The 14,351-nt window shown below is 35.3% G+C and carries 11 protein-coding genes; 7 read left to right on the plus strand and 4 right to left on the minus strand.

All coding sequences use genetic code 11. From position 1 onward, the window contains the following. Positions 1 to 32: 32 nt before the first annotated feature. The gene (locus tag ABDJ41_RS09970; RefSeq protein WP_349785826.1) at positions 33 to 2,966 is read left to right on the plus strand and encodes a M16 family metallopeptidase; all 2,934 of its coding nucleotides are present in this window, start codon (positions 33 to 35) and stop codon (positions 2,964 to 2,966) included. Positions 2,967 to 3,037: 71 nt separating this feature from the next. Here ABDJ41_RS09970 and acs read toward each other — a convergent pair whose 3' ends face one another. Then, a complete protein-coding gene (gene acs, locus ABDJ41_RS09975; protein WP_349785827.1) occupies positions 3,038 to 4,936 on the minus strand; it encodes an acetate--CoA ligase in 1,899 nt (632 codons plus the stop codon). Between the two features lie 322 nt (positions 4,937 to 5,258). Between acs and ABDJ41_RS09980 the strand changes: the two genes are divergently transcribed. Both ABDJ41_RS09980 and ABDJ41_RS09985 read left to right on the plus strand, forming a co-directional pair. Then, the gene (locus tag ABDJ41_RS09980; protein WP_349785828.1) at positions 5,259 to 5,708 is read left to right on the plus strand and encodes a MauE/DoxX family redox-associated membrane protein; all 450 of its coding nucleotides are present in this window, start codon (positions 5,259 to 5,261) and stop codon (positions 5,706 to 5,708) included. A gap of 76 nt (positions 5,709 to 5,784) precedes the next feature. Beyond that, the gene (locus ABDJ41_RS09985) at positions 5,785 to 6,090 is read left to right on the plus strand and encodes a hypothetical protein (RefSeq protein ID WP_349785829.1); all 306 of its coding nucleotides are present in this window, start codon (positions 5,785 to 5,787) and stop codon (positions 6,088 to 6,090) included. Positions 6,091 to 6,130: 40 nt separating this feature from the next. On the opposite strand, the gene ABDJ41_RS09990 is transcribed toward ABDJ41_RS09985, so the two are convergent. The 3 genes from ABDJ41_RS09990 to ABDJ41_RS10000 all read right to left on the minus strand — a co-directional run bounded on the left by ABDJ41_RS09990 (position 6,131) and on the right by ABDJ41_RS10000 (position 12,158). Further along, positions 6,131 to 7,504: a RagB/SusD family nutrient uptake outer membrane protein gene (locus ABDJ41_RS09990; RefSeq protein ID WP_349785832.1), complete on the minus strand. Its 1,374-nt coding sequence runs from the start codon at positions 7,502 to 7,504 to the stop codon at positions 6,131 to 6,133. 14 nt (positions 7,505 to 7,518) lie between these two features. After that, positions 7,519 to 10,740 carry a SusC/RagA family TonB-linked outer membrane protein gene (locus tag ABDJ41_RS09995; RefSeq protein ID WP_349785834.1) on the minus strand — a complete coding sequence of 1,074 codons (3,222 nt, stop codon included), beginning with the start codon at positions 10,738 to 10,740 and terminating at the stop codon, positions 7,519 to 7,521. A 77-nt stretch (positions 10,741 to 10,817) separates the two neighbouring features. Continuing rightward, entirely contained in the window at positions 10,818 to 12,158 is a 1,341-nt protein-coding gene (locus ABDJ41_RS10000; RefSeq protein ID WP_349785835.1) for a FecR domain-containing protein, read from the minus strand. A gap of 461 nt (positions 12,159 to 12,619) precedes the next feature. On the opposite strand from ABDJ41_RS10000, the gene rpmB reads away from it, so the two are divergent. From rpmB to ftsY, 4 genes are all read left to right on the plus strand, one after another. Then, entirely contained in the window at positions 12,620 to 12,853 is a 234-nt protein-coding gene (gene rpmB, locus ABDJ41_RS10005) for a 50S ribosomal protein L28 (RefSeq protein ID WP_084289430.1), read from the plus strand. Positions 12,854 to 12,894: 41 nt separating this feature from the next. Further along, the gene (rpmG, locus tag ABDJ41_RS10010) at positions 12,895 to 13,077 is read left to right on the plus strand and encodes a 50S ribosomal protein L33 (protein ID WP_015809322.1); all 183 of its coding nucleotides are present in this window, start codon (positions 12,895 to 12,897) and stop codon (positions 13,075 to 13,077) included. Between the two features lie 39 nt (positions 13,078 to 13,116). Further along, positions 13,117 to 13,275, plus strand: coding sequence for a DUF4295 domain-containing protein (locus ABDJ41_RS10015; RefSeq protein WP_349785838.1), 159 nt, complete (start codon positions 13,117 to 13,119; stop codon positions 13,273 to 13,275). A gap of 72 nt (positions 13,276 to 13,347) precedes the next feature. Beyond that, positions 13,348 to 14,313 carry a signal recognition particle-docking protein FtsY gene (gene ftsY, locus ABDJ41_RS10020; RefSeq protein WP_349785839.1) on the plus strand — a complete coding sequence of 322 codons (966 nt, stop codon included), beginning with the start codon at positions 13,348 to 13,350 and terminating at the stop codon, positions 14,311 to 14,313. Positions 14,314 to 14,351 lie beyond the last annotated feature (38 nt).

The raw sequence follows: 14,351 nt of genomic DNA on the forward strand, positions 1-14,351 counted from the left end.
GTTACTACTAAAAACTAACTAATTTATTTTAAATGAAACACAAATTACTATTGCTGTTCTGTTTCCTGATAACAGGGTCAAGTGTAATGGCACAATCCACCTATCAGTGGAAAACTGCATCATCAGGGGGATACACTTACAAATATGTTACGAATGATCCAACAAAAGCTCGTTTTTACACTTTAAAAAATGGTCTTACAGTAGCTTTATCTCCAAATACAAAAGAACCCATCATTGAATTCCGCCTTGCTGTAAGAGCTGGCAGTAATACGGACCCGAAAACTGCGACAGGATTGGCACATTACCTTGAGCATATGTTATTTAAGGGAACTGATAAATTTGGCACAATGGACTATGCCAAAGAGAAGCCATTATTAGATAAAATATCATCACTTTATGAGCAGTATCGCAACACAACAGATCCTGCAAAACGTAAAGAAATTTATGCGGAGATTGACAAAACTTCAGGTGAAGCTTCAAATTATTCTATTGCCAATGAGTATGACAAGATGATGAAATCAATTGGTGGTCAATCTACCAATGCACATACCTGGTATGAAGAAACTGTTTACAAGGAAGATTTCCCTTCAAATGCAACAGACCAGTTCCTTGCTTTACAAGCCGAACGTTTCCGCAGCCCTGTTTTCAGAATCTTCCATACCGAGCTAGAGGCCGTTTATGAAGAAAAAAACCGTGGTTTAGATAACGATTCATGGAAAGTATCTGAACTTACATTTGCAAAGTTATTTCCAACTCATAATTATGGCCAGCAAACAACTATCGGAACAATTGAGCATTTAAAAAACCCTTCACTGGTTGAGATCAGAAAATACTACAATAAGTATTATGTGCCTAACAACATGATCCTGGCATTTGCGGGCGACTTTAATCCTGATGACCTTATTAAAAAAGTTGATCAGGCATTTGCTTACATGAAACCAAAACCTTTTGAACTTTACAATCCTGCTCCTGAAAAACCATTGTCAGGGATTCAAAGAATTGATATTAATGGACCAAGTGCAGAAAGCGTTAGAGTTTCTTATAGAGGCTATGCAGAAAACACTACCCAAAGCATGCTGTTAGACTTGATTTCCAGCATCCTATCTAACGGCAAAGCTGGTTTAATAGACATTAACTTAAAACAACAGCAAAAAGTACAGGCTGCAGGTGCTTACTACCAGCAAATGAAAGACTACGGAGTATTTGTCTTAAATGCACAGCCTAAACAAGGTCAAAGTTTAGAAGAAGCACAAAAACTTTTACTGGACCAGGTCAACATTCTTAAAAAAGGTAATTTTGATGAAAGCCTCATTAAAGCAACTGTTGCAAACAGTAAACTTGGTTTACTTGAAGCATTCGATAAAAATAGCTTCCGTGTTGAATCCATTACAAATGAATTTATACTAAACAGAGGCCAAAATTGGGACAAAACCCTGAATACGCCAGATGCAATGGCTAAGATTACTAAAAAACAAATTATCGATTTTGCCAACCAGTTCTTTAAAGAGAATTATGTAGTGACTTACAAGCATAAAGGAGAAGATAAGAGCATTGCTAAAGTCGAGAAACCGTCCATTACTCCAGTAAAAACCAATGCTACTGAAACATCTGTTTTTGCTAAAAACTTATATGCTATGCCGGTAAAACCTATTGCACCTAAGTTTTTGGATTATAAAAAAGATTTAAACTTTGGCAAGAATGGTATTGCCGATGTGATCACTGTTCAAAATAAGGATAATAGTATCTTTAGTCTGACTTACAAGTTTGACATTGGTAGCTGGAACAACCAGATGTTGCCTTATGCAGCTCAGTATCTTGCTTTTTTAAGTACGGATAAATATAGTACAGAAGAGATTAACAAACAGTTTTACAATATCGCCTGTAACTATAGCTTTAATGTAGGTAATGAAAATGCAACAATAACCATTAGTGGATTACAGGAAAATTTCGACAAAGCTGTAAGTCTTACCGAGCATATTTTTGCTAACTGTAAGCCTAATGAACAGGCTTTATCAGAGCTTAAAAACAGAATTTTTAAAGGCAGAGACAACAATAAGCTAAACAAAGCCGCTATATTGGGTGGACTAACTACTTATGCTCAGTATGGAGCAAACAACCCCTTTAACTACACCTTAAGTGATGAAGCTATTAAAAACATAACTTCAGAGCAATTGTTATCGTTGATTCACAACATCAACAATTATAAGCATACCATAACATATTATGGACCAAAAACACTAGATGCTTTTACGACTGACATTAGTAAATCACATAAATTACCTAATGCTTTTACTCCATCTACACCAGCTAAAAAGTTCAATTACACAAGTACAAATACAAACCAGGTGCTTTTTGCTGATTATGATATGGTGCAATCAGAAGTAAGATGGTTGCGTAACAGTGGGACTTATGATCCATCTCAAGCGGCTAAAATAACTTTGTTCAATAGCTATTTTGGTGGTGGTATGGGTTCTATTGTATTCCAGACCATCAGAGAGTCTAAAGCCCTAGCTTATTCAACATTCGCTGTTTTTTCATCGCCTGATAAAAAAGACAAAGAATATGCAATGGTAGCCTATGTAGGTAGCCAGGCTGATAAAATGAATGAGGCTATAGCAGGAATGAATGAACTTTTAAATAATCTTCCTCAAGCAGATAAATCATTTGATGTTTCAAAAGGAAATGCTTTAAATGCGATTGAGACCAATAGAATTACCAAAGAAGGGATTATAAATGCTTACTTTTCAGATCAAAAACTTGGCTTTGACCATGATTCGAGAATTGATGAATATATTGGTTTAAAACCTTTGACTTTTGCCGATATAAAAGCATTTCATGAGCAGAAAGTAGCTAACAAAACTTATAGCTATTGTATTGTTGCATCTGAAAAGAATGTAAAAATGGATGATATGCAGAAATATGGCACTGTTACAAAATTAACCCTGGAACAAATATTTGGATATTAATTTAAAATACTGAATAAAAAAAACGGGAGCATCATTTGAATGATGCTCCCGTTTTTTTTATTCAGTATTTATTATTTAATCTTTCCTGCTTTTTCTATAATCTCAGTTACTACTGCCGGATCTAATAAGGTCGAAACATCACCAATCTGATCTGTTTCTCCTTCAGCAATTTTTCTGAGTATACGACGCATAATTTTTCCAGAACGTGTTTTAGGCAGACCAGAGACAAATAATACTTTATCTGGTTTAGCGATTGCACCAATTACACGAGTTACAGTCTGAAGTATGTCTTTTCGGGTCAGATCTTCATCACTATGTACATTAGGGTTAATTACGAATGCATAAATCCCCTGCCCTTTCACTTCATGCGGATAACCAACTACTGCACTTTCTACAACACCGGCATGCATGTTAATAGCATTTTCAACCTCTGCAGTACCAATTCTATGTCCGGATACATTGATTACATCATCTACCCTACCAGTAATTCTGTAATAACCGTCCTCATCTCTTAAACAGCCATCACCGGTAAAGTAAAGATCTTTATAAGTAGAGAAATAGGTTAATTTACAACGTTCGTGGTCTCCATAAGTAGTACGCAACATACCTGGCCATGGGAACTTGATACATAAATTACCATTTACTCCATTTCCTTCAATTACGTTTCCTTGCTCATCTACCAATACAGGTTGTATACCTGGTAAAGGTAAAGTAGCAAAACTTGGTTTTGTAGGAGTAACAGTAGCAATTGGAGAAATCATGATACCTCCATTTTCTGTTTGCCACCAGGTATCTACAATCGGGCATTTACCTTTTCCGATATTCTCATCAAACCAATGCCATGCTTCTTCATTTATTGGTTCACCAACAGACCCTAAAACTCTTAACGAACTCAGATCTGCACCTTCCAAAGGCTCTTGTCCAAAGCTCATTAATGAGCGGATGGCAGTTGGTGCTGTATATAAGATGTTAACTTTATGCTTGTCTACCACCTGCCACATTCTTGATGCATCAGGATAGGTAGGGATTCCCTCAAACATCACCGAAGTTGCTCCCTGAGATAACGGTCCATAAACGATATAAGAGTGACCTGTAATCCAACCGATGTCGGCTGTACAAAAGAATACCTCATCTGGCTGGTAGTTGAATACGTTGCTAAATGTATAGCCTGTATATACCATATATCCTCCGCAGGTATGTACAACTCCTTTTGGTTTTCCTGTTGATCCGGATGTATATAGAATGAATAGCATATCCTCTGCATCCATTTCTTCAGCAGGGCAATTGGCATCTACCAGTTTAATTTCATCTTCCCACCATACATCTCTTCCTTTCAACATCGATACGGCTATACGCGTATGTGTAAGAACAATAACTCTTTCTACTGTTGGACAACCAATCAGTGCATCATCAATTACTTCTTTAAGCTGAATCTGTTTGTTTCCTCTAAATGCACCATCAGCAGTAATAACCACTTTACATTCTGCATCATTAATACGATCGGCAATTGATTTGGCAGAAAACCCTCCGAATACCACAGAGTGTACGGCACCGATCCGGGCACAAGCCAATACAGCTACAGCTAGTTCGGGAACCATTGGCATGTAAATACATACCCGATCTCCTTTTTTTACACCATTCTTTTTTAACACGTTACCAAAACGGCAAACCTGTTCATGTAATATTTTATAACTTAAAGTGATACTTTCTTTTTGAGGGTCATTTGGCTCCCAGATAATGGCCGGTTTATCTCCATTTTCCGCTAAATGTCTATCCAGACAGTTCTCTGTGATGTTCAGTTTTGCTCCCTCAAACCATTTAATATTAGGTTCAGAAAAATTCCAGGATAAAACTTTATTCCATTTCTTTTTCCATTGGAAATTGTTAGCAATTCCTTCCCAGAATTGCTCAGGGTATTCTATACTATACTGATAAGTTTTTTGATACTCTTCAAATGATTTAATTTGCATGGTTTAATTTGATTGATTCGGTATTAAAGTTCAAATATAACTTTATTAAAAAGCTATCAAAACTTTTTGATAATGTTTTACAACAAGAATTTGATTTAGGATCAATGAATTACTATTGTATATTTGTTTCTTATATAGTGATTCCCACGCTCCAAGCATATTATTAACAACCTGAAGATTTCGAATTAATCGTTCTTGTCTAAAAATCCCGCCAGTAATCTATGGAGGTATTTTAGCAAAACATTATATTTTACTAATAAATAAAACCTGGCTTGAAATGTAGAGACGTATTTAGAGCTTAGGAAACATGAGGAATAGCAACATGGATACAACAGCTAGCAAAAAATCAATTCCGAAACGCTCTGCAAGTGCTAAAGAATATATTTTCGATGCGATAGTTTATTTGTTTATTATACTTTTTATGTATACTGCTGCCAGTAAATTATTTACAATAAGCTCTTTTGCTTCCACTTTAGCCAAATCGTCCTTAATCGGGAACATGAATTATGTAGTAGCCTGGGGAATTCCAATTGTAGAAGTGATCATCAGTATTGTGTTAATTTTTCCCTCTTTTAGAAGAGTTGGTTTGTATGCGGCTTTAACATTGATGGTTGCCTTTACCATTTACCTGGCTTACATGATTCTATCAGACAGCAAGTTACCATGCCATTGTGGTGGTGTAATTAGTACAATGAGTTGGCAACAACATGTTTGGTTTAACATGGGATTTATTGCGCTTGCGATTACCGGACTGGTTATCAACAAAAAATAAACTATATATGTATTTTGCAGGTAAGTGTTGTAGCCTGCTAAAACAATTACGACTGGGGATAATTAAATATACAAAAATGAACAAATTAAAAAAAACAGCATTGGGTGCTATTGTTGCCGGGCTGGCCTTTGGGCTAAGTGCATTTTCAACTTTGAAAACCAGCACAGTATTTACTTACTACAAAAAAGATCTTACCTATCCTGTTGCCAGTGACTACCGTGGGTATGTCTATTATTCAGGAGATCGTTGTGCCTCAGGTGGAGATGTATGTTCTGCTCAATGGGATATAGGTAGTAATCCTGTACCGAATGAAGGCTCTGCTCTACCAACTACCGGAGTAACTTTTCAAACAGGGACAGCAACTGATGGTCAATTTGATTAGAATAATTGTTTGAATAAAGGGATATAGTCCCTTTATTCAATTAACGTTCATTTTGCTCAATTCCATTCAAACGAATTTCTTCAGCATCAATTGGAATAATATACCTTTTATCATTGGGTAGCAAATTGTAAGTAGTGCCATTCATACTTCTTGTTAAAGTAACAGAAAATTGATTATCTTTATTTAATCGCCTTAAATCAGTCCAGCGAATCCCTCTAAATGCCAATTCTTTTTGCCGCTCTAGTAACACAAGCTTTAATATATTTAAAGCATTATTACCTGTCAAATCTTGATAATTACTTTTCCATCTTTTCTTTCTTAAAAGATTCAAATCAGCTAATGCAAGTTCTAATTGATTATTTCTCGCCCTTACTTCTGCCCGAATTAAATACAATTCATCAGTAGCTAAACCACCGAATAAATTCCGATCTCCACTATAACTTCCTCTGAATGTCATTCCATATGTATTTTCAGTGAAATACAAATCTTTTCGACAATCCTGATTTGAATAGGAATCATACAAATCAGGATTCACGATTAAACGGGAAGTATTAAAAATTACATAAAAAAAAGAACTTTGAAAGATTACCTCAGTATTAAATCTTTCGAATGGATAAGAGGCCCTGCTATTTAATGTCTTATAATCCAGCAAATCAGATTGAATTTGCAAAGCAAGATCAGCATAATATCCCGCCTCTTGATACCTTTCCATAACCAGGTAAGCCCTTGCCAATAATGCATATACAGCTTGTTTAGATGGTCTCGTTTTATATGTTGGAGTAGTTCCCAACAAATCAGCAGCTGTTAACAGATCTGCTATAATCCTATCATAAGTCTGCTGCAGGTTACTTCGCTTTACTTTTACATTTATATCATATTCTATCCTTAATGGCATACCTAAATCAGTGCTTGCAGTACTCACATCATAAGCGATACAATATTCCTGTGCAAGATTAAAGTAGTCAAAAGCACGAAAAAACAAGGCACTCCCTTTAACATTATTCCAGGACTGTTGTTCATTTGAAGTTGATCTTACTTTATTTATTCCATCCAAAATGGCATTCGCGTTTAAAATTCTTTTATATCCACTCACCCAGTCCAAACTCTGTTCAGCACCATAAAAACTTTCAGTCGGAGCCCATATATAAGCAGATTTTTCCTGTCTGTTAAGCAACGATTCCCATACCTCAAAAACCAAATAGAAATCTCCTGCACCTATTTCTCCCATACCAATAGACTGGTTATTATTAAAAAGAACAGAATTATCAAGTAACATTTGATAATCTTCCACACTATTAGGTACTATTAAAGCCTTATCGGGTTTAACTTCAAGCCATTCCTTTACACATGACTGAAATATAGTCATCAATAATAATGCGCTTATTAAAATGCTTAAAGTTTTTTTATTACTCATAATAACCACTCTAATTAAAAACTTGCTTTGACTCCAAAAGAAAAACTCTTTGGCAAGGGATTAATAAACCTCTCGCCCAGACTTGGGACAAAATCCGGATCCAACCCAAAATCATTTGCTTTCCATAAAACACCCAGGTTATTTGCATAAATAAATAATTGTAAATGATTTACCGGAATACCTTTCCAATTGGATTTATCAAAATCATAACCTAAACTAATATCCTGTAACCTGATATGATCACCCTTTGCTACTGTCGCAGAAGAACTGTTATAAAAACGGTCTCTTCCATTATCATTATTACTATAATCAGCCATACTTGGAATATTTGTAATATTTTCATCCCCTGGCTTTTGCCATCTCTTCTCGAAATCAGCATTCATGTATCTGCCCAAAACATCATTATACATGTTATGATAATTAACTGATGGTTTTCTAAAAAAATAACCGAATTTGTAAGTAAGATTAATGCCCAATGTGAAATTCTTAAAAGAGAAACTATTGTTTAAAGCTCCAAATATTGTTGGGCGAGTTGGACCATTGTACTCTAGATCAGCAACATTGATTTCTTCAAAAATACCTTTATAATTCTTACTAATTTCACCATTTAAATAGCCTCTTGGATCACCATTTAAAGGATCTAATCCTGCCCATTTGTAACTATAAATACCATAAACAGGTTTCCCCACTAGTGGTCGATCGCTATAGGCTCCTGTATAATAGATATTATTGGGCTCGATCACATCATATACTGTAACACGGTCATGCATAATAGAAAACATAAAACTGGATTCCCATTTAACAGCTCTTCTTAAGTTACGTGAATATAATGATAGGTCCATACCAGAAGATTCCATTTCAGAGTAGTTACCTCTTAATACTTTAATTCCCGTACTGGCTGCAAATGCCTTATCACCTAATATATCTGTACCTCTTTTAGTATAATACTCAATCTTACCGCTTACAGCCTGATCCTTAAGACCAAAGTCTAATCCGAAATTAGCAATTCCTATCTTTTCCCAGCGCAATTCAGGATTACCTATATTAATAATATTCGCATAAGGAAGATTGGTATAATTAGCCAGCGGAACACTTTTTTTAAAAGTTGTTATCCCTGTATATCTCTTATCAAGGTTTCCATTATAACCGTAAGAAATCCTTAACTTCAAGGTTGGCAGCCAGTCTAATTTATAAAAAGCTTCTCTATCCAGATGCCATAATCCACCTGCAGACCACAGGGGAATATTTTTTTGATTGGTTTTAACCCCAAAATAATTTGAACCATCTATCCTGGCGCTACCTGAAACTGTATACTTATTATCATAAGTATACGCTAGATTAGCATATGCAGAACGAATCCGATCTAAACTACCGAACATATTTTGATGAAGACTAATTTTACCTGTTCCAGATGGATACAAAGGAAATGTACGAGCCGTATCAATATCAACTGAGCTGCCGGTTTTTATATCATACCCATAACGATTATAAACATCTAACTGTGTATTAAGCTGAGAAAGTTCATAGCCTGCAATTGCAGAAATAGCATGCTTATTCCAATCTTTGTTAAAATTCAATTGCGCCCTTATATTCTTAACATCCATTGTTCTTCGCCTTTCAATATAATTCGCCCCTAATGGGATATTATAACCACTAACCTTCCCATTCTCTATGATTGAATAACCATTGATCAAACTTCTTGTAGCAAATGTTTCTAATCCATTAATAATTGCTACCTCATTATCAGCGTATTGATACCTGGATTTAAGCTCTATACTAAAGCCTCGCAGAACAGTATACTTTATTCCTGCTCTTAAATTAAGATCGTTACTTATAAAAGCAGGTGGAGGTTGCTGCAATTCATCCAAAGGAACATATGACCAGTCCAGAAAACCCTTCGATAATGCCAATTTATTAAATTCAGAACTATACAGCTTGTCAAAGGTTGTTGAATTACCTTTTGCATCTTTAAACTGATAATAAGGAGTAGAATTTAAACCGGAAGTATTGCTAATGGCAGCACTATCTACAGTCCCTGTATTGTGTATATAACTGATCCCCAGATTTAATTCCAGGTTCTTCAGCAACTTGACCGTATTTTGGGTATTGATTGTAAGTCTATTATCCTTATTATTCACAAAGCCTAAAATTTCATGGTCATACCCTACAGATAGATAATGATTTGACCGGGCTGTGCCTTTACTTACACTTAAGAAATGCTGTTGAAGTAAAGGCTTTTGATAAAAATACTTCAACTCTTCCTTTCTAATATCATTTTTCCTTAAAGCATCCAATTGTGCAGAAGTCTCGATAGCAGACTGCCCATTCCTTTGCTTATCTAAAATTTTGACTACCTGAGAAACAACAGGATAATTTACCTTATCAGCTAATGCGGCATCATACTTTCCATTATTAAATAGAAAAGTTTCTATATCTATAAAATCAGAAGAAGACAAATAATTCGGATTATAAAAAACATCCGGTTTACCAGAAACAGTTAGTGTACTGGAAAAACTGAATTTTAAAGGTTGTTTGTATTTTCCTCTCTTTGTATTGATTACGATTACACCATTTCCTGCCCTGACACCCCAGATAGATGCGGCAGCAGCATCCTTTAATACTGTAATGCTTGCCACGTCATTGGGATTTATGCCATCAAAATCACCATTAAATGGAAAATCATCTAAAATGATCAAAGGCTGATCATTAGCGTAAATAGTACTCCGACCTCGTATAGACAAATCCAGACTACCTGAACTAGAGCCAATTGTATTTTTATTAAAAAGCAATCCACTGGTTATTCCTTCCAGTCTGTTAAAAATATCTTTACTTACTTTTCTATTTAGTTGATTACTATCAACCAGCACAAAACTCCCTGGTGCACGCTCCTTAGGTATATGTTGGTATCCAGTACTTACAATCTCTACCAGTTTAAGATTAATTTCTCTGGGACGATTGTCTACCACTTTTTTGCCTGTTGAGGTTATCTTTTCAGGAATAGGTACTGGGTCAATAGCACTTACTCTATTTTTCAAGACAATATTCCGTCCTAAAATAGTATAAGTAATTAACAGCTTTTCGGAGATCTTAACCATCACCATTTTCAATTCTTCATTCCTGAAAGCTACATCGATTTTCTGGTTAACATTGAACTCCTTTTCATTCCATATCACATTTATTCCGGTTTGCTTTCTTATCTCTTTAAAAAGCCTGATTAGCGAAACTTCTTTCTTCACATAAGTGAATTTCTGTGCCTTTAATGTTATACTAAATAAGGATAATATTAAAACAAATGCCCCCTTTTTTAACCACATTATTTCAATACCGTAATCTTTTTATTCCCTATTTTAAAGTGAATATTAGCTGTTACTTCCAGCATTTCTAATACATCAGTCATTTTTGAAGATCTTGAAATAGCCCCACCTAAAAGTACCTGTGCAGCTTTTTCGTCTTCATAAACAACTTCGACATCATACCATCGGCTTACCGTATGCATAACAGTTTCAAGAGATGTATTTCTGAATATATATTCTCCATCTGTCCAGGCATAGGCCTCACTTGCATCAACAGCTTTTATCGAAATATTTGAGCCTGTTAAAGTAGATTCCTGATTAGGTTTAAGCACTACAGGGTCACCGTAAACTCTTTTCCCATTTTCCACTTGCATTGGGTCTAAGGACGAAGGGTCTAATGTTCCAGGCAATTTACCCATTTGTATAACTGGTCTGAGACGTATACTCCCTTCTACAAGCGTAGTTTTTACACTCTTCTCATTATCGTAAGCATATACATTAAAATTCGTACCCAAAACTTCTATCTCCTGTGTATTGGTAACTACTATGAAAGGCATTCTTTCTTCCTTTCCGCTCTTTCCATGCGGCCTGAACATTACTTTTGCAATCTCAAAATAAGCTTCCCCACTTAATTCAACAAGACGCTTATCATCTCCTTTAAAAGTTGCAGGGAACTTTAGTCTGCTAGCTGCATTTAGCCAGACTTTACTTCCATCTGGCAAAATGACCCTATACATTCCACCAGTTGGCACATTCAGAATCATTAGCTGTTCATTCTCAGGAATACTTTCCAAGTGGTCTTTATACGGAATCGACTTACTTGAATTCTCAGGTTTCTGATAACTAATCGGACTGCCATCGCTATAACGCAATCTTGAACCATCTACAACTAATCCTGTTTTAGTTTCATTTAGCACAATACTTTCGCCATTGAACATCTTTAATACAACTTTACCAGCAGCACTTACACTCATATCCTCTTTTCCAGCAGGCATAACCCTATCCTGAACAAAAAATAACCGGGTAATACTTATCAATAAGAATGATACAACAGCGACAGAACTCAAACCTATAAATAGCTTTTTAGGAAAACTCATCCTCTGTTTACTTATACCAGGCAACTCATCAACGTAATTCTTTTTTATAAGAAGCATGGCTGTTCTGACATCAAAATTCATCTTGTGGGCATAGATATCCCCTGCCCCATCTTTATGATCTAAAAAAGACATCAATTCCGTATAAGTAATCTTACCTATAAACTGACCTTTGTCATAGACAGGCAAGGTATTTATTCCATTAGTTCGCATCAGTGATATAGCTTCTGCTACTAATTGCTGGGCATGTATTTTAATTTGATTCAATGTAATATTCTGGCTGAGTTAATTAGCTTTACTAGTCCAATTTTTGTTCCAAAGGTACATAGTTTTCTGTCTGGATTCTCGTTGGCAAAATACAATACTTTGCAGAATGACCATTTAACACCTGCTAACTTAGAAAAAAAGCGTTCTAGGATGTGAAAGATCGGAATAATAATGGAAACAGCAAAATATTGTTCTTTTTATTCATTTCCAGGGGATAAATAATCGAGGGGGTTAAACAACCCCAATTTAGGCCTGAAATGGGACAAATTGTCTGACTCAATAAATAAAAAACTGTAAAATCAGACTTCTTTGTAATTCTTATATTCGTCTCCGGAAAAAGTAATTCACTGGAAATAAATTAAAATATTTCTCTCAGTCTCTTGATGATTACAAATATTATATAGATATTTGCAAACTCTTAAAAAAATTAAGAAAGTATATTTAACACTATAAATAAAGGCATGTCTAGAGTTTGTGATTTAACTGGAAAAATGGCAATGACAGGTTTTAATGTTTCTCACTCGAACGTTAAAACTAAACGTAAGTTTTATCCCAACTTACAACTTCAGAAATTTTATATTCCTGAGGAAGATCGTTGGATAACATTGAAGGTATCTACTTCAGCTATCAAAACCATCAATAAAATTGGTATTACTGAAGCGATCAGTCGTTTCGTGAAAAAAGGATATTTGTAAATAACATTGGTTGATGTGAATCAACCTTAATAGTATATAAAATGGCAAAAAAAGGTAACAGAGTACAAGTTATTCTAGAGTGTACAGAGCATAAAACTAGCGGCATGCCTGGTATGTCTAGATATATCTCTACTAAAAACCGTAAAAACACTACTGAGCGTTTAGAATTAAAAAAATTCAATCCGGTATTGAGAAAAGTAACGGTTCACAAAGAAATTAAGTAATATCATTTAGTATATAACTAAATATAATTCTATTAAAACATGGCAAAAAAGGTAGTTGCTACCCTTAAAACGGGTACTGGAAAAGAATATTCGAAAGTTATTACAATGACTAAATCACCTAAAGGTGCTTATTCTTTCAAAGAAGTTATTGTTCACAACGATCACGTTAAAGATGCTATTTCTGCATCTAAAAAATAATTTTAATATTTTATAATATTAAAGCCGTCCCTTTTTACCGGGAGGGCTTTTTTTGTTTTGTTATACATTCATATGGGTTTATTTGATTTTTTCAAGAAAAAAGAAACTGCACCAGAAGCGCAAGAGGCTCTGGATAAGGGATTAGAAAAAACTAAAGAAGGCTTTTTCAGTAAAATCACCAAAGCCGTTGCTGGTAAATCTACCATTGATGATGATGTACTCGATAATCTTGAGGAAGTACTGGTTACTTCTGATGTTGGGGTAAGTACAACCTTAAAAATCATTGATCGTGTACAGCAACGTGTAAGCAAAGACAAATATTTATCTACATCCGAGCTGAATCATTTGCTTCGGGATGAGATTCAGTTATTGCTTGCAGAAAACAACAGTAATGATTTCCGTAAATTTGAATACGGTCAGCAGCATAAACCTTATGTAATTATGGTTGTGGGTGTAAATGGTGTCGGTAAAACTACAACCATCGGGAAACTTGCTCATAAACTTAAAGCAGAAAATCTTAAAGTTGTACTTGGTGCCGCCGATACTTTCAGAGCTGCAGCCGTAGAACAAATCAAACTATGGGGCGTACGTGTGGGCGTACGTGTTGTTGCACAAGCAATGGGTTCAGACCCTGCTTCTGTAGCTTTTGACACCCTGCAATCTGCAGTAGCGAATGGTGAAGATGTGGTAATTATTGATACTGCCGGTCGTTTACACAACAAAATCGGATTGATGAATGAACTTGGTAAAATCAAAAGTGTAATGGAAAAAGTAGTTCCATCGGCACCACATGAAATATTGCTGGTACTGGACGGATCTACAGGACAAAATGCTTTTGAACAATGTAAACAATTTACTGAAGCAACTGATGTAAATGCATTAGCCATAACAAAACTGGATGGCACCGCTAAAGGTGGCGTAGTCATCGGTATTTCCGATCAGTTTAAAATACCTGTAAAATACATAGGTGTTGGTGAAAATCTGAATGACCTTCAGTTATTTGATAAAAAAGGATTCGTTGACAGCTTGTTTAAATAAGCATAGAATAAATAAAAAGAATACCCCCAATATAAAAC

It is taken from the genome of Pedobacter sp. ASV1-7, from assembly GCF_040203335.1.
In the GTDB taxonomy this organism is placed as follows: Bacteria; Bacteroidota; Bacteroidia; order Sphingobacteriales; family Sphingobacteriaceae; genus Pedobacter.

Coding starts and splice junctions, on each gene's coding strand:
- ABDJ41_RS09970 (WP_349785826.1), top strand. CDS start 33: ATGAAACACAAATTACTATTGCTGTTCTGTTTCCTGATAACAGGGTCA.
- acs (WP_349785827.1), bottom strand. CDS start 4,936: ATGCAAATTAAATCATTTGAAGAGTATCAAAAAACTTATCAGTATAGT.
- ABDJ41_RS09980 (WP_349785828.1), top strand. CDS start 5,259: ATGGATACAACAGCTAGCAAAAAATCAATTCCGAAACGCTCTGCAAGT.
- ABDJ41_RS09985 (WP_349785829.1), top strand. CDS start 5,785: ATGAACAAATTAAAAAAAACAGCATTGGGTGCTATTGTTGCCGGGCTG.
- ABDJ41_RS09990 (WP_349785832.1), bottom strand. CDS start 7,504: ATGAGTAATAAAAAAACTTTAAGCATTTTAATAAGCGCATTATTATTG.
- rpmB (WP_084289430.1), top strand. CDS start 12,620: ATGTCTAGAGTTTGTGATTTAACTGGAAAAATGGCAATGACAGGTTTT.
- rpmG (WP_015809322.1), top strand. CDS start 12,895: ATGGCAAAAAAAGGTAACAGAGTACAAGTTATTCTAGAGTGTACAGAG.
- ABDJ41_RS10015 (WP_349785838.1), top strand. CDS start 13,117: ATGGCAAAAAAGGTAGTTGCTACCCTTAAAACGGGTACTGGAAAAGAA.
- ftsY (WP_349785839.1), top strand. CDS start 13,348: ATGGGTTTATTTGATTTTTTCAAGAAAAAAGAAACTGCACCAGAAGCG.